19 protein-coding genes are annotated in these 18,480 nt (G+C 41.4%); 16 read left to right on the top strand and 3 right to left on the bottom strand.

The genetic code is table 11. The features are described from left to right. Positions 1-14 precede the first annotated feature (14 nt). The 6 genes from ACWPWY_RS09950 to ACWPWY_RS09925 all read left to right on the top strand — a co-directional run bounded on the left by ACWPWY_RS09950 (position 15) and on the right by ACWPWY_RS09925 (position 4,242). Positions 15-572, top strand: coding sequence for a hypothetical protein (locus ACWPWY_RS09950; RefSeq protein ID WP_454191553.1), 558 nt, complete (start codon positions 15-17; stop codon positions 570-572). After that, on the top strand, positions 569-1,474 hold the full coding sequence (locus ACWPWY_RS09945) for a hypothetical protein (RefSeq protein ID WP_454191552.1): 906 nt from the start codon (positions 569-571) through the stop codon (positions 1,472-1,474). The genes ACWPWY_RS09950 and ACWPWY_RS09945 overlap by 4 nt, the downstream gene beginning before the upstream one ends. After that, positions 1,471-2,112: a hypothetical protein gene (locus tag ACWPWY_RS09940; protein WP_454191551.1), complete on the top strand. Its 642-nt coding sequence runs from the start codon at positions 1,471-1,473 to the stop codon at positions 2,110-2,112. Before ACWPWY_RS09945 ends, ACWPWY_RS09940 begins: the two co-directional genes overlap by 4 nt. Before the next feature lie 53 nt (positions 2,113-2,165). After that, a complete protein-coding gene (locus ACWPWY_RS09935) occupies positions 2,166-2,684 on the top strand; it encodes a hypothetical protein (protein WP_454191550.1) in 519 nt (172 codons plus the stop codon). 126 nt (positions 2,685-2,810) lie between these two features. Continuing rightward, positions 2,811-3,158 (top strand): DoxX family protein, encoded by a 348-nt coding sequence (locus ACWPWY_RS09930; RefSeq protein ID WP_454191549.1) that lies wholly within the window; start codon positions 2,811-2,813, stop codon positions 3,156-3,158. Between the two features lie 229 nt (positions 3,159-3,387). Beyond that, complete coding sequence (locus ACWPWY_RS09925; RefSeq protein WP_454191548.1) at positions 3,388-4,242, top strand: RhaT/GlcU family sugar-proton symporter; 855 nt, start codon at positions 3,388-3,390, stop codon at positions 4,240-4,242. Between the two features lie 22 nt (positions 4,243-4,264). Here the strand turns inward: ACWPWY_RS09925 and ACWPWY_RS09920 are convergent, their stop codons facing one another. After that, positions 4,265-5,140 (bottom strand): LysR family transcriptional regulator, encoded by an 876-nt coding sequence (locus ACWPWY_RS09920; RefSeq protein WP_454191547.1) that lies wholly within the window; start codon positions 5,138-5,140, stop codon positions 4,265-4,267. Positions 5,141-5,342: 202 nt separating this feature from the next. Between ACWPWY_RS09920 and ACWPWY_RS09915 the strand changes: the two genes are divergently transcribed. The 8 genes from ACWPWY_RS09915 to ACWPWY_RS09880 all read left to right on the top strand — a co-directional run bounded on the left by ACWPWY_RS09915 (position 5,343) and on the right by ACWPWY_RS09880 (position 13,856). Further along, complete coding sequence (locus tag ACWPWY_RS09915) at positions 5,343-6,410, top strand: stalk domain-containing protein (protein WP_454191546.1); 1,068 nt, start codon at positions 5,343-5,345, stop codon at positions 6,408-6,410. A gap of 128 nt (positions 6,411-6,538) precedes the next feature. Beyond that, positions 6,539-7,048, top strand: coding sequence for a PTS sugar transporter subunit IIA (locus ACWPWY_RS09910; RefSeq protein WP_454191545.1), 510 nt, complete (start codon positions 6,539-6,541; stop codon positions 7,046-7,048). A gap of 197 nt (positions 7,049-7,245) precedes the next feature. After that, on the top strand, positions 7,246-7,968 hold the full coding sequence (locus tag ACWPWY_RS09905) for an ABC transporter ATP-binding protein (RefSeq protein WP_454191544.1): 723 nt from the start codon (positions 7,246-7,248) through the stop codon (positions 7,966-7,968). Positions 7,969-7,994: 26 nt separating this feature from the next. Continuing rightward, the gene (locus tag ACWPWY_RS09900; RefSeq protein ID WP_454191543.1) at positions 7,995-9,242 is read left to right on the top strand and encodes an ABC transporter permease; all 1,248 of its coding nucleotides are present in this window, start codon (positions 7,995-7,997) and stop codon (positions 9,240-9,242) included. A 304-nt stretch (positions 9,243-9,546) separates the two neighbouring features. Next, on the top strand, positions 9,547-10,587 hold the full coding sequence (locus ACWPWY_RS09895; protein WP_454192843.1) for an ABC transporter substrate-binding protein: 1,041 nt from the start codon (positions 9,547-9,549) through the stop codon (positions 10,585-10,587). 33 nt (positions 10,588-10,620) lie between these two features. After that, complete coding sequence (locus ACWPWY_RS09890) at positions 10,621-11,511, top strand: ABC transporter ATP-binding protein (protein ID WP_454191542.1); 891 nt, start codon at positions 10,621-10,623, stop codon at positions 11,509-11,511. Between the two features lie 46 nt (positions 11,512-11,557). Further along, positions 11,558-12,454, top strand: a complete 897-nt coding sequence (locus tag ACWPWY_RS09885; protein ID WP_454191541.1) for an ABC transporter permease — start codon at positions 11,558-11,560, stop codon at positions 12,452-12,454. 37 nt (positions 12,455-12,491) lie between these two features. Beyond that, positions 12,492-13,856, top strand: coding sequence for an LLM class flavin-dependent oxidoreductase (locus ACWPWY_RS09880; RefSeq protein WP_454191540.1), 1,365 nt, complete (start codon positions 12,492-12,494; stop codon positions 13,854-13,856). Between the two features lie 277 nt (positions 13,857-14,133). Here ACWPWY_RS09880 and ACWPWY_RS09875 read toward each other — a convergent pair whose 3' ends face one another. Both ACWPWY_RS09875 and ACWPWY_RS09870 read right to left on the bottom strand, forming a co-directional pair. Beyond that, the gene (locus ACWPWY_RS09875; RefSeq protein WP_454191539.1) at positions 14,134-14,862 is read right to left on the bottom strand and encodes a cupin domain-containing protein; all 729 of its coding nucleotides are present in this window, start codon (positions 14,860-14,862) and stop codon (positions 14,134-14,136) included. Between the two features lie 172 nt (positions 14,863-15,034). After that, positions 15,035-16,561 carry a phytoene desaturase family protein gene (locus tag ACWPWY_RS09870; RefSeq protein ID WP_454191538.1) on the bottom strand — a complete coding sequence of 509 codons (1,527 nt, stop codon included), beginning with the start codon at positions 16,559-16,561 and terminating at the stop codon, positions 15,035-15,037. A gap of 201 nt (positions 16,562-16,762) precedes the next feature. Between ACWPWY_RS09870 and ACWPWY_RS09865 the strand changes: the two genes are divergently transcribed. Both ACWPWY_RS09865 and ACWPWY_RS09860 read left to right on the top strand, forming a co-directional pair. Beyond that, complete coding sequence (locus tag ACWPWY_RS09865; RefSeq protein ID WP_454191537.1) at positions 16,763-17,854, top strand: glycosyltransferase; 1,092 nt, start codon at positions 16,763-16,765, stop codon at positions 17,852-17,854. Between the two features lie 65 nt (positions 17,855-17,919). Then, positions 17,920-18,441, top strand: coding sequence for a glycosyl-4,4'-diaponeurosporenoate acyltransferase CrtO family protein (locus tag ACWPWY_RS09860; protein WP_454191536.1), 522 nt, complete (start codon positions 17,920-17,922; stop codon positions 18,439-18,441). Positions 18,442-18,480: the final 39 nt, after the last annotated feature.

Genomic DNA, 18,480 nt, shown 5'->3' with positions numbered 1-18,480 from the left:
CACCCCTTAGGAGAATGGGGATTGGCTTTATTTTCATCATCATTGAAGTTAACTTTCATATTAATTCCTATTCATTTGATATATTTGCTGATTTTATAGGGTTTTTCTTGATTTATAGAGCTGCTGTGGTATTAAGCGAAAAAACATCTGCTTTTCATGTTGTCTCATGGATTGCTCTTTTGCTATCCATTCTCTCCCTGCCTAAGGATTTCATGCCGTCAATAAGTACTGCTGAAACATTCCAAGCCAACTCGGTTGGTAACCATATCTATACGCAAGGCTTAGAATTACTCATGATTATACTCCTATATTTCATATACAAGGGTCTTTGTGATCTTCCTTTATGGTACTATATAAGATCGGGTTTACTAAAACAGTCGATGCAAAAAAGAAGCTTATGGCTGATAGGCTGTCTGATGTTGGAAATGCTCATCTATCCATTTTTTCTTAATCTAGTTGCGGATAAGCTCGTTTTTGTCATTGTTCCTGTACTGCTTTCCGCTATCCTTTATATCCTTTTCGTAAGAGTACTGTACCGAATGGCAAAAGCGGCCGAGCAGATCAGAGGATGACGCAACAAATATTATGCGATGAGAAGGAAGGAAGAATACGATTGAATTACAAAGAACTGATCCATTCACCCAAGAAGCGTAAGACTACATTTATAGGATTAGGACTATTACTAATTTTGCTAATCTTATGGACAGGAAACATTTGGTATTACAACAGTATGCAGCTTAAGAAACCTGTTTTTCCTACCCACTATTTGACGACAACGATTTTCAATGGAACAAATATGATGGAAATTGATTTTATGGAGAACAAAGGACCGGGGAAGAAAGTGCAGTCTATCTTGATCGAAGAATTCAATAAAGAATCATATTCAAAAAATGAAAGAGGACGTTATAAATATCAGTTATCCTACCAAATGCATTTTAAATTTACCGAAAAGGATCTGGAGTATTTGCCTGATCAAAGTAATGAACTCATCGTAAACACCATAACCGTAAATTATGATGATGGCACCTCAGAACAGGTTCCGATCGGTGAACTTATCTTTCGTGCCGATCCAACAAAATCTCAGGGTATAGCCATGATTCACGGGGGATCTTCTTCCGACGGTTCGGGATATGAGGTATTTGAGATGAACTCAGACGCAGTGCTTGAGAAAATTGAATTAAGTCATACCGATAAAGTAAAAGATTTATTCCAGCTTCGTGTGTATGGCAAACCGTATGATCAAGTTACATACCCTAAACAAATTAAAAAAGGAGATCGTATAAATTTTCAGTATACATCTACAGAACCGAGACTTGCGCAAGATGGGTTTATTAATTATTCTGTAGGAATTTTAGTGCATTTTAGATTACCGGACGGTACCAAAATAGTTTACGATCTTCTGACATATAATCATTTTTACTATTCATCTGATGAGATCAAAACGATTGTGCGAAATGGGGGTGTTGTGAAATGACCAACCTCTCAGTTCAGCACATTAGTGAAAAAGCACTTCGCCGAATGGCATGGGGATTCACCCTGCTTATACTGGATATAAAGATCATGAATTTTGATGTTTTTAATGACCTGTTAGGGTATGTACTCATTCTATACTCGCTTTCTTCTTTGGAAGCGGAGTCTGCTCTATTTCGAAAAGTGAAATGGATTACGTTTGTTTTTTTGGTTGAATCTTTTATAGCCGATTGGTCCCCGAGTATAAATAGGAGCTTGTGGTCCCAAGATATATCTTTGTCTTCCATTGTGTATGGGCAGGTTTCGTCCTTAGTCGATTTACTGATGATGATGCTGTTGTTTACTTCACTCGGACAATTATCGATATGGCATCAAATGAGTGATCCATCGCTAGAAGAGGCATTCATAACGAGACGCAAAGCATTCATTGGTTTCCTTGTCCTTCAGCAATTTTTCTATCCTTTTATAATTAATTTGGAACAAGAATGGGCAATCGTTATGACGATATATGCAGTCTTATACGTATTTTTCATGTTCTTATTCATTCGGTTTTTGTTTCGCTTGGCTAATGCATATGGTGCGGTACACCAAGAACAAGATAAAGATACGAGTAATATGCAGAGCGGTGATCCATACTTATAGAATGGGTATTATTAGAACGGACAGTAAATAAAGATAGAAGGGAGAACTTAATAATGGCAAGAGAAGTACACGCCGTACCTTTTGGTTATGAACCACCGAAGGAAATGTATAAAGGATCACTGATTTATTATGGTGATTTTGAGAAAATAACAGATATACAGTTATCGGAAGCATACCATATAGTAAAGGAGCGTAAATTCACGAAGTTCATTCTCTATCCACTGCATGAAGCGACAGTGAAACGGATGACGAATCACCCAGTGCTTCCTTTTTACAAAAGAGAAGACCGTTTGCATGAATGGAAAAGAGAACAGAATGATAGCATGATTACCGTGGAGAATTGGGAAGGCAAAAGAAAAAAATATACGCCAATGGAAGCGGCACTACGCCATGTAACCGAGAAGTACAAAGGTCCTTTTTTTCTAATGCTGTCAAGCGAATATGCGAATTGTTTTGCTTCTTATCCTTTTTTTGATGAGTGGATCACGAAGATTAGATTGATTCTTATAGATGATCCTAAGTTTATTCATCCGAAATTAGAAAAGAATCAGCACCGATGGGAAGTTTTATAATATGGAGATAAGGAGTTTCGGGGGTTCCTGTGTTCCTTCTATACATATTAGATATTCCACCGCATAACTTGAATAAACCCCATGGATACTACTCCTACATCATTATGAACGCAAAGGAGATCTACAATGACAACAGTGCTACAGGTGGGAACAGGCATCGCGTTTTTGTTGCTCGGGATTAGTAAATTTATGTCCAAAGAGGTGGCCACTAAATATAAGAGTTTTGGCTTACCGAAGTGGTTTAGTTATGTGATGGGAATCTTAGAAATGATAGGAGCTATTATGCTCTTTATTGGAAGCTGGAATCTCTTGCTTGGAGCAGTAGGAGCTTTTTATCTTGCGATTGTGATGGCAGCGATGATTGTAATGCAAATCAAACTCGGAAAAGGATCCATGGCGGGAGTCTTACCTTCGGTTACTTTAATGATGATCTGTTTTGTTATTGTGAGCATGAATCTTGTGAATATATCCTAAATAGAAGAAAGACTGCATTTTCTCATCATAAGAAAATGCAGTCTTTCTTTTTTTTGCCTGCAAAAAGTTAATGGTGATAAAAGGAATAAAAAATATCTCTGTTTTTTAATTCAAAATGAATAAATTTGTTTACATAATAATGAGTATGTCTATATATTCATAATTACATATATTTTTATGGATTGTAATGACATGTCTTCGATATTTATAGAGAGAGAAGGATTGAAGCATGGATATTTTTTACGCACTCTTACCCGCTATTTTCTGGGGGAGTCTTGTTCTGGTTAATGTCAAAATTGGGGGAGGACCCTACACCCAAACGCTTGGAACGACGTTAGGTGCTTTGCTGTTTTCAATAGGATTATACATATATGATCCGGTTCATCTGGATATGAAGACAATGATCATTGGTCTTATATCTGGGTTCTTCTGGGTTCTCGGACAAGGTGGACAGCTGAAAACGATTGATGTCATAGGTGTCTCCAAAACATTACCTATATCTACCGGTATGCAGCTGGTGGCGACAACGTTATTTGGGGCATTTATCTTTAAGGAATGGGATTCAGGGAAATCCGTCACATTAGGAATTATTGCACTCGTACTTATTGTTACCGGAGTAATTTTCACATCCATAAAAGGCAAGAACGAAAAAGACGACGAAAAAGGAAACTTGAAAAAAGGTATTCTCACATTACTTGTATCTACCTTTGGTTATCTTGTCTACGTTGTTATCGTTCGTTTATTTGGAATAGATGGTTGGAGTGTACTTCTTCCGCAGGGGATCGGGATGGCTATTGGTGGTTTAGTCCTTACGGCAAAACACAAACCATTTAATACCTATGCACTTAAAAATATTTTACCAGGTTTAATCTGGGCAGCGGGGAATATGTTCTTGTTTATCTCGCAAGATAAGGTCGGGGTAGCCACAAGTTTTACCCTTTCTCAAATGAGTGTAGTGGTTGCTACACTAGGCGGAATATTTATACTAAAAGAACATAAAACGAAACGACAACTCGTTTTTATTTCCATCGGAATTATACTTATCATTATTTCTGCAGTTCTACTTGGGATCTCAAAAACGTAAAACAAAACCCTCAGTCCCGGTCTTAGACCGAAACTGAGGGTTTTTCTTTATAATACTGTATCGCTAGTTCTTTAAATCTCTCCGCAGCACAAGATAAATAATGTCCTTTCATCCAGCACAGCGATACCGTTCTTGAACTGCCGGCATTCATAATACGGCGCAGCACGATACCCGAGTAAGCAGACGATGTCCATGATTTGGAAGGGACGATTGCAAGTAACTGTCCTGCTGCAACCATACGCTCTACAAGGATCGGATCTTCACTCTCTAGTGCGATAGACGGCTGTATGCCAGCCATTGCAAAACAACGGTCTGTAATGACTCGCAGACTGCTAGAAGCAGGAGCCATAATGAAGGATTCATGCCTAACAGCCTGCAGATGAATCGTTTCTAAGCTGGCAAGCGGGTGAGAATCCGGCAGGGCTAGAAGGAGTTCCTCATTGTATAAACAAACTCTTTCCATGGTCTGCGGTATGATCGGCATACTAGTCAAACACAGGTCATGATGATAGCTTCCCTCCACATAGGGCACAATCGCTACGTTAAAATCCGGAAAGTTCTCCTTAAACTTCATAATAAGTTCAGGTACATCTTGAGTATGTACGTCTATTGCCAGCTGAACAGAACCTTTCTTGCCATCGGTTGTATCTTGCAACTGTTTTTTACCTTCCTCCAGTAGCTGTAAAGCTTCTGTCGCATACTTCAAAAAGATTCTTCCATTCTCATTCAGACGTATATATTTTCCCAGTCGATCAAACAAAGGGGTATTCAATTCTTTTTCCAGCTGTCGAATTGCTTTGGTTAATGCGGGTTGTGCCATATGTAATTCTTCAGCTGCACGAGTCACATGTTCCAATTCGGCGACTTTAATAAAATAGGAAAGTTGAGCAAGTTCCATCAAGATTATCCTCCATTCTAACAGTAAGAACACACTCCACCCAAGCTCCTATTATATTTAAATTTTTCCCATGTGTAGTATGAATTTGGTTACAAAATGATGAACATACCTTAAAAAAGATGGGTGTATTCCAACTATTTGTCTTCATAAGTGTTTAATGTATAGAAAGAATACAATGGGATTAGAAAGAAGGGTTCTTCTTATGAAAAAATATTGGAATCATATTGTATCTGGTTTATTCATCTTCTCTGTTGTTGCTGGCTCTTATGCTACAGCATCTTCAGCAGATGCTAGAGAAATGCTTAAAGAAGTTTCCGTAGATGATAAAAGTTCTTCATATGCATCTAAAGCGGCCATCCAGAATGACGTGTATATTCTTCCTTTAAGAATGATCCATGAATTAGCGAAAGTGGAGCTAACCTGGAATAACGTTCATAAAAGAGCTGAGGTCAAATCAAAAGGGAAAAAATATATAATTACTGCTGGAGAAAAAATTGTCGAGACTAGCTCTAATCCGGTTCGACTTAAAACGACAGCTGAACTACGAAATGGCAATATGTTTGTTCCAGCCACCTTATTGGCAGAGATGTCCGGAGCAAAAGTAACCTTATCCGAGGACAATGTTGCGGCAACATTCAATACAGTGAATTACTATAAAATGCATCCTGAAGGAGAGCCAGATATTACGCTGCTTCCCATGAAAATAGGGAAATATAATTCTATCGAAGGGATGAAGCTGAAAATCTCAGGACAAACGTATTCCTTTCCCGACTGGAATGGAATGTGGGGATGGAACTATAAACCTAAATTGATTACGGAAGATATTAATGGAGACGGCCACAAAGAAATTGTTGTCGTGAACACGCTAGGGTATGGTACAGGACTATTCAATCAAGAAGCTAAAGTATGGAATCCAGTGACGAAGAAAGAGGAAAAGATCGATTCGCTTAAAAAGATAGTGGAAGAAAATATTGAAAAATCTACGATTAAGGCAGATAAGAATCAAATACAGATAAGTCTTCAGATAAAAGGGAGTAAAGAGCCCGTCACTCAAGTGATTAAAGATCCCTATGCGAGCGAAATGAGCTTAAATGACGGTCTTGGTTTTGGTGCATGGGAGAGATATATGGTAACTGACGGAAAGCTTATTTTGCGGGCAAGTGCAAACTATACAAATACATCTCCTGCGGGGGAGCTCATCGTGACATATCAATACAAAGATCATAAATATCAAGCGGACGAAATAAAGTATGAACCAGTGGAAAAATAGAATTCTGTATCGATATTGGAAGGTGCGTGACACTACGATTCGACATAAATGCAAGAAAATCCGCAGTAGTATATAATAGTAACTGCACAATATAAATAGACTTGGATAGATACACTGGAGGAGATTGTATGTTTAAATGGTTAAAAGGCAAGACACAGGCAAAAATCGAATTACTTGAAGTGATTGCACCTTTGACAGGTAAGGTCGTTCCTTTAGAACAGGTTCCGGATCCGGCATTTGCGCAAAAAGCAATGGGAGAGGGAATTGCAATTGAACCAACTGAAGGAAAAGTGGTAGCTCCTTTTGACGGTAAAGTTGCTCATTTAATCGAAAAAAGTAAACATGCTGTTATTTTAGAGCACGCTTCAGGAGCGCAAGTTCTCATTCATATTGGTGTTAATACCGTATCTCTCAAAGGAGAGGGATTTAAAGCTCATGTAAGCACAGGTGATGAAGTAAAAGCTGGTCAACTTCTGATTGAGTTTGATATCAAAGCAATCGAAGCAGCAGGTTACCCTGTGATTACGCCTGTTCTGATTCCTGACGGAGTAGATGCAATTAAGAGTGTAGAGCCTTTGGACAATGCAGGTTCCGTAACAGCCATGTCTGAAACCGTCCTTCGTGTACATCTTAACTAATTATAATTTTTGATTGTGTTTTAAGGGATGATTGCCACTGCTGGCAGTCATCCCTTTTTTAATGCTTTTATAAGATATCTCTGATTTAATCATCGATAGGTATTCGGCAGACTTGTTTGATCATTTGATGCAACGATATGCCAGCTCATCCGTACTATTTTTTAATAAGTCAATCCGTTAAAGGAGCAATGATGTCTATGCCAACCTATTCAGCTCAGCAAGAGGCTGTTCTGAAAGTACATATTGAGGAAGCGGGATACGAAAAGGGATCAGCTACCATTCAGGATATTGAATTTGAAGTTATGCCAGGAGAACTGCTCGGACTTATTGGCCCTAATGGGGCTGGAAAAAGTACAACCATTAAAGCCATTCTAGGCTTACTCAAAGAATGTAAAGCGAGTGTAACGATCTCAGGTGATCCGCCGAGATATGCTTATGTACCCGAAAGTCCAGTTTACTATGAAGATTTAACACTTTGGGAACATTTAGATCTTGCCGCTGCTGCTTTTGGTATGGAAGATCAGCACTTTGAGATACAGGCTAATTTGCTGCTAGAACAGTTCGACATGATAGCAGTAAGAGACAAACTACCTGGAGGTTTTTCCAAAGGGATGAAACAGAAGATGATGTTGATGATTGGATTCTTATCGAGACCTGATGTGTATATCGTAGATGAACCTTTTATCGGGCTTGATCCCAGGGCTACTAGGGATTTTCTTGAGCTGCTTGATATGGAAAGAAAACGGGGTGCAGGCATTCTCATGTGTACCCATGTGCTGGATACCGCAGAGCGGATATGTGATTCTTTTATACTGATGTCAAAGGGAAAGATTGCGTCCAGAGGTACCCTAGAAGATATAAGGTTGGCTGCCAGGCAGCCGAATGCTTCACTATTTGACTGTTTCACTCTTTTAGCATGAACCGGAAGAGGAAGGAAAATGATGTCATGCTGCAGATAACACCGAAAATGATATTTTGGCGTAGGTTTCGTACCTATATCGAACAGCAAAGAAAGGCACTCGCCACAGTTGTAGACTGGATCGTGATGCTATATATCCTCATACCCGGTTTGTTGATTGGAGGAGGTATTTATATTGACTTCTGGACAGACCCACTTCCCGTTTGGTCAGAATGGGTTCCCCTTTCTTTGTTTGCTATCTTGATCTGGTTCTTGTTCTCTGGTAAATTGTTGCTCTTTTTAGAAGATGCTGATGTATTGTTTCTCAGGCAGCAACAGACGTGGATGAAGAAAATTATGTTTCGTGGTGTACTCGTAAGTTCTTTTATGAACATAGGTAAAGGATGTTTATTGTCCGTATTCGTCCTTCCTTTTATGGTAAGGAATTTCGAATATTTTCTTGAGGATTGGATCATATTTTTTATTTACATCGCAGTATTGTCATGTGTAAGTGGTTTAGCTGAAAGAATCGTTAGTGCAAGCAATCGTGGATGGAAAGGAAAGTTTCTCTCACTGCTCCCTGATGTAGCGGCGATTTTACTAATAATTATATCTACACTAAACCAAGCCTTTATATTATCCGTAGCTGGAATACCTCTTATTATTCTGCTGACCATCCTACTTGTATGGCTAGTACGAAGGAGGATCCGTATGACGGGGACCTTTATTAGAGATGTCGAAGAAGATAATACAACCAAGATGGGACTTACGGAGAAATTGTTGTCGCAAGCTACGGAGAAACCTACAAAAAGCACCAGTAAAACGTGGCTGTTCACCAAATCACAGCGATTATATAAGGGGCAACCGGAGAAAAGACTAGCTAATGCCGGAATCAAGGCTTTTTTAAGAAAGAAAGAAACTCTGCTTTTGTACATGCAGATTTCGCTCATTGGAATACCGGCAATCTGGCTTTCTCCTATATACATCAAATGTATTATGTTTGTACTTATTCTATTTATGATTGCATATTGGTTATTTACGAGATGGCACGTTTTTACAAATTCAGATTATCTGAAAGTACTACCATATACGGAAGACCAACATCAGTCAGCGGCTTTTCTGGCGGTTCGTACATTGTATAGTTTTCCAGCTTTTCTGTTATCCACAGCCTTTGGTCTCAGTGTTCAGACAGGAATTTACGGAGTTTTACTGGCTATAGCAAGTACGGTCGTCTCGATTTGGATCGTTCCCGGAATGGCTCTAATTGCTACCTATAGACAGAAATCAAAGGAATAACAATCCGCCAAGTTAATAAAAAATAAAAAGGAAACAACTTGTTGACGAAATAAGAAGACTCTGTTATGATTCAAATCACAAATCACAGTAAGTTTATGGGGATTATAAGGTTGACCGGATTTACCGGAGACGCACTGCAGCAGAAAGAGATATCTTCTGCCGCTTGCGTCTTTTTTTGTTGTATCCGGTAGACAAAACCTTAGGATCAAACTCTAAAAGATAGAATAACAAGGGAGGCGAGGAGATGGGTCAGTTAGAGAACAGAGGGTATTCAACCGTTCGAACGACACAAAAGAGAAGGCGAATGAGAGACCGGACGTTTCATGTCCTCATTGCGGTAATATCGACAGCACTGCTGGCAACAGGTTGTAGTAATGATAGTAAAGCTGCTTCTGCATCCTCTGATAAAGGGGGGGGAATCGAAACACTGGAGCTGCGTTATCAAGGCTCAACGGGAGCTGTGACTTATCCCGAGCTTGCAGAAGATCTCGGATATTTGGCTCCTATTAAGCTTAAATGGATTGGCAATACGACAAGTGGACCGCAGGATATCCAAACAGCAGCTACAGGGCAATCCGATTTTGGTGGAGCTTTTAATGGAGCAATAATTAAACTCATCTCTGCAGGTGCACCGATTAAGTCGGTAATTAGCTATTACGGCATGGATGAGGTAACCTTCAACGGTTATTACGTACTGGAAGGAAGTCCAATCAAAAGCGCTAAAGACCTAATCGGCAAGAAAGTCGGAATGAATACACTTGGTGCACATGCGGAATTTGTACTGAAAGAATATTTACTTAGGGGAGGATTGACGGAGGAAGAAATCAAAGAGGTGACGCTTGTCGCCCTGCCTCCAGTAAATATGGAACAATCACTGCGTGCTAATCAGATTGATGTGGCTGTCTTGGGCGGAATTTTAAGAGACCGAGCCTTAGATCGGGGCGATGTTCGTCAGCTGTTCAGCGATTACGAGTTGTTCGGAGCCCAAAGCGCTGGGACAATTGTCTTTACGAATCGGTTTATTAAAGAAAATCCGAACACTGTAAGCAAATTTGTGGAAGCAACGGCGAAAGCCATTGAATGGGCTCGAACTCAGCCGAGAGAGGCTGTCATCAAACGGTATAAAGATATCATTAACAAACGCGACCGCCAGGAGGACGGGTCCAATTTGCAGTACTGGAAATCAACGGGTATCGCCGGTAAGGGAGGTACGATCCGTGAAGAGGAGTTTGAAATCTGGAGAAAATGGCTAGAGAGCAGTGGCGATGATAAGGCTGGAAACGTAAAAATGGAAGATTTGTACACGAACGAGTTCAATCCTTTTAAGGACGAGGATAAAAAATAAAATGACAGCCATAAAGAAAGGAGCATCGCAGCGATGAGTAGAAACAATCAATATACTTCATCTAACAACGTAATAACAAATGAGAATTCCAAGATTACCTTTGAGGATGTAACTAAACGTTTCTCCATTCGAGAAGGTAAGGGAGTCTCGGAATTCACTGCGGTAGACCACATTAATTTAGCGGTACGTCCAGGGGAATTTATGGCAATCGTAGGTCCAAGTGGTTGCGGAAAGTCTACCTTGCTTGATTTGCTTGCTGGATTGTCTAAGCCTACTTCGGGTCAGATTCTACTGGATGGAAAGCCGATAACAGGTCCTGGACTGGACCGAGGTATTGTGTTTCAGCAGTACGCATTATTTCCATGGCGCACCGCAGAGGCTAATATTGAGTTTGGACTCGAAGCCAAAGGAATTCGTGCGAAGGAAAGGAAGGAACGAGCACGTCATTATCTATCCCTAGTTGGCTTGTCCGGATTTGAAAATCGTTATCCACATGAACTTTCTGGTGGGATGAAGCAGCGAGTAGCCATTGCCCGTAGTCTTGCCTTTGATCCCGAGGTGCTACTAATGGATGAACCTTTTGCAGCTCTGGATGCTCAGACCAGGGAATCGTTACAAGACGAATTGCTGCGGATATGGGAACAGACAGGCAAGACCATTATTTTTATTACGCACGGCATTGAAGAAGCAGTATATCTGGGGCAACGAGTGGCGGTGATGACAGCTAGACCTGGAACAATCAAGCGAGTTATTGATATTCCACTCGGTTCTCGTACTGAGGAAGAGGACATACGTTCAGGGGCCGAATTTGGCAAGCTCCGGCATGAGATTTGGAGCGAGCTTAGAGAAGAAGTACAGCGATCACAAGCTTTTGACCGTAGCAATGGAACTTTAGTAAAGAACGATAAGGCAAAAGTTAAGTAGCAGTCAACTTACAATAAAACAAAAATACGAAAGGAGTTGCCGTTGTATGAGCATGAACAAATCGATTGTTGTGCGTGCAGCGAATCCTGCTGCACCTATGGAAATAGTTACAGGTACCGAGACAGGTACATTGGGGATAGAGGTAAGGAGTAGGAAACCCAAGCTCCAAGATACTTCGACTCGAGTGAAGACGGCTGTATTTAGCGGCATCAGAGGTTCTGCTGCCATCGTAGCGCTCGCTTTTGTATGGGAGATCGCCCCAAGACTTTCTCTAGTAGACTCGACCTTCTTACCGCCATTATCCAAAGTCCTTACGGCGTGGTGGGAACTCGCTCTATCGGGTGCGCTACTTGAGAACTTCCAGGCGAGCATCATACGCAGTGTCAGCGGGCTATTGTTAGCTATCCTATTTTCTATTCCTCTTGGACTCGTGATTGGTTATTACAAGCCGGTTGCCGTCATTTTAAGCCCAGTGTTAGAGCTGTTCCGAAATACAGCGGCGCTTGCTTTGTTACCTGTCTTTATTCTGATCCTTGGAATTGGAGAAACATCGAAGATTTCAATTGTGTTATTTGCATGCACCTGGCCTATTCTTCTAAACACCGTAAATGGGGTGCGGAATGTCGATCCGTTACTTGTTAAATCAGCTCGTTCACTTGGACTCGCCCCCTTCAAGTTATTCATCAAAGTTATCTTGCCAGCTTCATTACCTTCGATCTTTACCGGTATTCGGCTTGCAGGGGCTTCCTCGATTCTCGTACTCATTGCAGCTGAAATGGTGGGTGCCAAAGCAGGGCTTGGTTATTTGATTAATTACACTCAGTACAATTTTCAAATTCCTGAGATGTATGCCGGCATTCTAACGATCTCCGCACTTGGGCTTGCCATTAATCAAGGGCTTGTGCTACTTGAAAGACGTTTCTCTGGTTGGAAGACAAATTAATTCTATTTTCAGTTTGTATTAAGAGGAGGAAGTATATATGGCACGTACAGACAAAATGCACCTGGGCGCATTTATGATGATTCCCGGGCATCATGTGGCATCATGGAGATATGAAGATAGTAACGCTAGAGGAGTACTCGATTATGGATTTTACAGACAAGTGGCAAAAACAGCGGAGCGAGGCAAATTTGATATGGTTTTCCTCGCAGATGGATATGCAGTGCATGAGCGATTCCCGCTTGCGTTAGAGCAAACGGTTCAGGTGCGGCTCGAGCCGCTGACGCTGTTATCTGCCCTCGCTGCAGATACGGAGAACATCGGTCTGGCAGCCACGGTCTCAACTACGTACAATGAACCCTTTCATGTTGCCCGTAAATTTGCTTCACTGGATTATATCAGCGGCGGACGATCGGCATGGAACGTGGTTACCTCTAATACAGAGGCGGAGGCTCGCAATTTCAGTCGTGAGAAACACCTTCTACATGAACTGCGATACGAACGTGCTGAGGAATTCGTTGATGTGGTCAAGCAGCTATGGGATAGCTGGGAGGATGATGCCCTGGTTGCAAATAAGGAAGAGGCAAAGTTTGCGGATCGGACAAAGATTCATAGGACGGATCATGAGGGCAAATGGTTCTCTGTTCAGGGACCGCTAAATGTGGCGCGTCCCCCTCAAGGACATCCTGTCATCATCCAAGCGGGAGCTTCAGAACCTGGTAAGGAACTTGCTGCACGTACAGCCGAAGTCATTTTCACAGCCTGGCAGACGTTAGAAGAGGCACAGACTTTTTATAGTGATGTGAAAGGACGCCTAGCTAGGTACGGTAGAAGACCATCTGATCTTAAAATAATGCCGGGTGTATTCCCTATCATTGGAAGAACAGAAGAAGAAGCACAGGAGAAAAAAGCGCGTTTTGAGGAACTTATTCCTGTGGAGGCAGGTGTTGCACTATTATCTGCGCTTATTAGTTTCGATCTAAGTCCATACCCGGTAGATGGTCCGCTGCCTGAGCTGCCTGAGCTTGCACAAATAAACGGTGGCAAAAGTCGGTTCCAATTGCTGAAAAGTTTAGCGGACCGTGAGGGTCTGAGTATTCGGAAGTTGTATCAACATATCGCGGGGGCACGCGGACATCGTGAAATTCTCGGGACGCCAGAGTCCATTGCGGATCAGCTGCAAGAGTGGTTTGAGAACGGAGCAGCGGACGGTTTTAATATCATGCCGCCATATTTACCAGGTGGACTTGAGGACTTTGTTGATCTGGTCGTACCCGAGCTGCAGCGACGAGACTTGTTCCGTACGCAGTACGAAGGCAACACGTTGCGTGACAATCTAGGTCTCACAAGACCTATCAACGGTTACACCTTCAAATCTACAGAGAGCGGATCAACAACCGGATGATGACCCGCATTTTGTAATTTGTCGAAGAATGAAAAAAGACTGATTTTGAATTCTAAACTCTAAACTCAACCCTTTGTATAGGGCATTACAAGAAAAGCTATGTAACTTGAGGAGATGCTGTCTGTATTTTGCAGGCGGCATCTTTTTTAGGCGCAAGATGGATCATCCTATTTATTTTGTTTCATCTTCATTATCATCTCTTAATGGTATATCTCTGCTATGTACGGAACTCCTCCGCCCTAATAAATAATACATCAAAGCGGTGGGATTCCCCAAATTAGTACGTTTTATGAGGACGGTAATTTTCCTGTGGATAGTAGTAATTAAAAGGGTGGGCCTGATTCCAGCCATAGCCGTCTGAAGAATATCCTTGAGGAGACGGGATCGGACTTTGCGGAAGAGAATAAGGATGCGAGGGTTGCGGTGGATACAATGGAGCCCGGTTTTCAGATGATGGATCTGTAGAGTCATTTCGTTTCTTACATCCTAGCGGCGGCCCTAAAATGATAGATTCCTGTATAGGTGCTACGGCAGCCGCATATTTTTCTTCATCAACACAATAAGCAAGACTCATAATTTCTTTGGGAGTAAAACGAAGGAAGTCTGAGCCATATACAATATCCGGCGTTGCTTCATCAAAGATAGTAAGAAAATGAGTGTCCTCTTTCATAGCTACAATCCAGTGGAACCAGCCGAGCGGCAACATGGATACTTGGCCTGGCTTTATCCGATAGGATTTGAGTTTCTGGGTAAAAGGGTCAAATACGGAAGTTACAACCTCACCGCTGATCACAAAGACGAGTTCATTTACATTGGTATGCCAGTGGGGCTGTACAATAAAACCTTTATTCATATGGACATTGAAAAAACCAGTCTTGATCGCTGGCAGCTGTTCTTCAAAAACTTGTGTAATATAATTATTTGCATCTCGCTTGTAGTTGACTGTCTTGTTTGAATCCGCGCTGAGATTAAGGTTCGGTGATTTTAAAATAGGATCCTTATTCATTGAGTGGCCTCCGCTTCAGGTATATTTATCTCACACCATATGCAGATTGAACAAAGAATGCTCCGCTCATCCCCATTTTTTAAAATTCAGGAACTTTTCTTAGACATACAAAAAAAGCACATGATCCTATTTTTCATAGAACCATGCACTTTAATATCGGATAGGGATGTGGTTATACTGACTTTTTCACTTTGAGGGGTTTAACAGCTTTCTTGGTGTTTTCCTTCTCTTTGATTAGATCGGCAGTCAGCTGCCCAGAGAGGGTAACCATAGGTACTCCGCCTCCTGGATGTGTGGAACCCCCAACAAAGTAAAGGTTATTCATTAGCTCACTTTGACTTGGTATTTTAAATCCGCCGTTCATTTTGCGGTCTGTGGCTACACCATAGATCGAACCGCCGTTTGCCCCATATAAATTTTGAAGATCATCTGGAATAAAAGTGTACTCATATTCAATATGATCACGTATACCCGTAAGTCCCATTCGTTCCAGTTTATTCAGCACTAATTCACGGTACTCCTCTTTATAAGCCTGCCAACTCTTACCGGATTTAAGCGGCGGTACATGAGTTAATACAAATAAGTTTTCCTTGCCTGACGGAGCCTGAGAGGCATCCGATTTACTGGAAACACCAATATATACGGTTGGGTCATCCGTCGGAATTCCTTTGTTAAACATATCATGGAATTCTTTCTCTGGATTATTTGAGAAGAAGAAATTGTGATGCAGTAACTGCTCATACGTTTTGTTCACACCAAGGAGTAACACGAGCCCGGAAACGGTTGGTGCATACTTGTTTAATTTCTTCGCTGTACTGATCGCTCCATTCTGATCTTTCAGTAGGGAGTAATAAGTAGGGATAGCCTCTAGGTTGGATACAACGAGATCCGCATCAATGACGGTACCATCTTCGAGTGTTACACCTGTTGCCGTCTGACCTTTTGTATTAATACGGGCGACTTTTGCATTCGTTCTTACGGGAACTCCTTGTTCTTCGAGAACGCGCAGCATTCCTCTAGCGATATTATACATTCCGCCCTCAACATAATAGATTCCGAGTCCGAGCTGTACATACACAAGCTGTGAAAGTACGGCAGGCGCGTGATAGGGAGAGGAGCCGATATACATAATGAAAAAATTAAATAATTGACGCAAATGTTTGTCTTTTACGTATTTTGACGTACTCTGGGACATGGTGCGAAGCGGGTCCATGGCGAGCAGTTCTTTTACCGTATGCATGGCGCGAAGCTCATCAAGTCCAGATAAACTCTTGCTGTAAATGCTGCTTTTATTGAGATCATAAAGCTTCTGGCAGTACTGTAAATATTTCAAAAAACCTTTTGCATCTTCTTCAGAAACATCCTCGATATTAGACATCATTTGCGGGAGATCACTTGTGACATCTATAGAGACGCCATCTTCAAAAAAAGTTCTCCATTGTGGTTCCACGCGAACGAGCGTCATATATTCAACTAGTTTTCTTCCTGTACTATGGAACAGTTGTTCAAGAACCCAAGGCATGGTTAGAATGGAGGGCCCGGTGTCAAAGGAATAGCCTTTTCCAGAACGGATATTTAGTTTTCCGCCGGCTCGTTCATTCTTCTCAAGAACCTCTACATCATATCCGTCTGCTGCTAGACGCATGGCACAGGATAGACCGCCAAGACCGCCACCAATGACCACTACTTTTTTACTCATAAGGATTGCACCCTTTCTATATCACCATGTAACTGGTTCATTATTATTAATGCACAAGGCTGTAAATGCATGTTAATTGTATAAATGACATCAGCTCAGGTTCATAATGTTGCTAGTATTTGATTTCAAGTTCCATCTTTTCCGTTTTTTTAAGAGATTAAACTAGGTTCACAACTCATCCAAAGAAAAGAGGTCTTATAAGTGACCTATGTATGGATTATTGCAGGATGGATTTCCGGCCTTATCATGTTAAGTGGGATGAAACCTTTGATTCAGCAAACAAAACATAATCAGAGTGATAGGGGAGAGAAGAGAAAAGTCGCACAGCTCTCTTCTGTTAGTATTATTATTCCGGCTCGGAATGAGGAGGAGAATCTTACTTCGTTACTCCGTTCAATACAGGAACAAACCATTTTGCCTACTGAAGTTATCGTTGTTGATGACGGCTCTGTAGATCGAACAGCAGAAATAGCGGGCTCTTTTGGAGCAACGGTAGTGGACCCAGGTGAACTGCCACAGGGCTGGCTTGGTAAAAATCATGCCTGTGCAAAAGGGGCTGAGGTGGCGAAAGGTGATATTTTTATATTTCTGGATGCGGATATCAATTTAAGTCCACATGGAATAGAGATCTTACTTTCTCGTTATACAGAGGGGCTCTTGTCTGTTCAGCCTTATCATCAGATGAAGCGTCCTTATGAACAGTGGTCCGCATTTTTCAATGTCATTATCCCCGCCTCAATCGGCAGTGGGAGGGATGGAACAGGAGCTTTTGGTCCTTGTATTGTCTGTAGTAGTGATGCATATAAAGAAAGTGGAGGCCACGAACTCGTAAAAGGGGAAATACTCGACCATCATACACTTGGGAAATGTTTTGCAAGCTTAGGATATCAAGTACGAAATTATATTGGGATATCGGTCTTACATTTTCGAATGTATCCTGCAGGATGGAACTCCTTATGGCGAGGGTGGAGTAAAAGTATGGCATCGGGTGCTGCTGCCACTCGGTTTCGTCGTCTTCTACTAGTAATCCTTTGGATCATGGGCATGATTTCGTCCTTCTTTCTTTTGATAGATAGCTTTTCTAATGAGGACTTTCTATTTGGTTCGGTCATCTATGTTATCTTTGCTTTAGAAATAGCAGTGTTACTCAGAAGAGTAGGGAATTTCCGCTGGTGGGTCTGGAGTATCTATCCGTTGCCGCTGTTATTCTTCCTTGTCTTGTTTACTCGATCGATCTTAATGACGTTTGTGAAGAAAAAAGTGAAATGGAAAGACCGTGAAATTGAGCTCTAGTGTCTTAATAAGTAGCGATGTAGCGTAAACAAGGTAAATGAATCATATTTGAAAGGGGCAGGCAGGTGCAAGTATGGGAGTGGTCAGGACCGATTACTATAGTGGCTAATATTGCGGCGTGGTTTATCCTTCATTTCAGTATTTCTTATTTGTTCACTGTTTTACCGGATCGGTGGTTTGATGGGCTGCATTATACAGCTTCTAGCAAAGAACTTTCATTTTATGATCGTATTCTGCATATTAGACGATGGAAAAATAAATTGCCCGATGGAGCGATATGGATAGGACAGGATTTCAAGAAGCATCGGATCCAGAGAAGTGATACTGCTTATCTTCACATATACCAAAGAGAGGCCTATAGAGGAGAGTGGTGTCATTATGTCTCCATTTTGCCAGTACCGTTGTTCTTTTTATGGAATATGCCGATGGTAGCATGGGGGATGGTGGTGTATGCATTAGCAGCCAATGTACCTTGCATTCTGTCCTTACGATATAACCGGGCACGTATTGTTCGAATTCTGCAACGAAGAGAAGAAGTAATCCCTAGTTATTTAGGTAAGATGAAAGAAGACCCTTCAATGGATTAAAGGGTCTTTTGGTCGTTTTATTAAATTCAAGTGAAATAC

This window comes from Paenibacillus sp. Marseille-Q7038, assembly GCF_965111595.1.
Note: the sequence above shows the minus strand (reverse complement) of the source record. Positions and strands in the feature narration are given on the sequence as shown.

What these genes read in the sequence shown, in the direction of transcription:
- ACWPWY_RS09950 (WP_454191553.1), top strand. Translation starts at nt 15, where the DNA reads ATGGGGATTGGCTTTATTTTCATCATCATTGAAGTTAACTTTCATATT.
- ACWPWY_RS09945 (WP_454191552.1), top strand. Translation starts at nt 569, where the DNA reads ATGACGCAACAAATATTATGCGATGAGAAGGAAGGAAGAATACGATTG.
- ACWPWY_RS09940 (WP_454191551.1), top strand. Translation starts at nt 1,471, where the DNA reads ATGACCAACCTCTCAGTTCAGCACATTAGTGAAAAAGCACTTCGCCGA.
- ACWPWY_RS09935 (WP_454191550.1), top strand. Translation starts at nt 2,166, where the DNA reads ATGGCAAGAGAAGTACACGCCGTACCTTTTGGTTATGAACCACCGAAG.
- ACWPWY_RS09930 (WP_454191549.1), top strand. Translation starts at nt 2,811, where the DNA reads ATGACAACAGTGCTACAGGTGGGAACAGGCATCGCGTTTTTGTTGCTC.
- ACWPWY_RS09925 (WP_454191548.1), top strand. Translation starts at nt 3,388, where the DNA reads ATGGATATTTTTTACGCACTCTTACCCGCTATTTTCTGGGGGAGTCTT.
- ACWPWY_RS09920 (WP_454191547.1), bottom strand. Translation starts at nt 5,140, where the DNA reads ATGGAACTTGCTCAACTTTCCTATTTTATTAAAGTCGCCGAATTGGAA.
- ACWPWY_RS09915 (WP_454191546.1), top strand. Translation starts at nt 5,343, where the DNA reads ATGAAAAAATATTGGAATCATATTGTATCTGGTTTATTCATCTTCTCT.
- ACWPWY_RS09910 (WP_454191545.1), top strand. Translation starts at nt 6,539, where the DNA reads ATGTTTAAATGGTTAAAAGGCAAGACACAGGCAAAAATCGAATTACTT.
- ACWPWY_RS09905 (WP_454191544.1), top strand. Translation starts at nt 7,246, where the DNA reads ATGCCAACCTATTCAGCTCAGCAAGAGGCTGTTCTGAAAGTACATATT.
- ACWPWY_RS09900 (WP_454191543.1), top strand. Translation starts at nt 7,995, where the DNA reads ATGCTGCAGATAACACCGAAAATGATATTTTGGCGTAGGTTTCGTACC.
- ACWPWY_RS09895 (WP_454192843.1), top strand. Translation starts at nt 9,547, where the DNA reads ATGAGAGACCGGACGTTTCATGTCCTCATTGCGGTAATATCGACAGCA.
- ACWPWY_RS09890 (WP_454191542.1), top strand. Translation starts at nt 10,621, where the DNA reads ATGAGTAGAAACAATCAATATACTTCATCTAACAACGTAATAACAAAT.
- ACWPWY_RS09885 (WP_454191541.1), top strand. Translation starts at nt 11,558, where the DNA reads ATGAGCATGAACAAATCGATTGTTGTGCGTGCAGCGAATCCTGCTGCA.
- ACWPWY_RS09880 (WP_454191540.1), top strand. Translation starts at nt 12,492, where the DNA reads ATGGCACGTACAGACAAAATGCACCTGGGCGCATTTATGATGATTCCC.
- ACWPWY_RS09875 (WP_454191539.1), bottom strand. Translation starts at nt 14,862, where the DNA reads ATGAATAAGGATCCTATTTTAAAATCACCGAACCTTAATCTCAGCGCG.
- ACWPWY_RS09870 (WP_454191538.1), bottom strand. Translation starts at nt 16,561, where the DNA reads ATGAGTAAAAAAGTAGTGGTCATTGGTGGCGGTCTTGGCGGTCTATCC.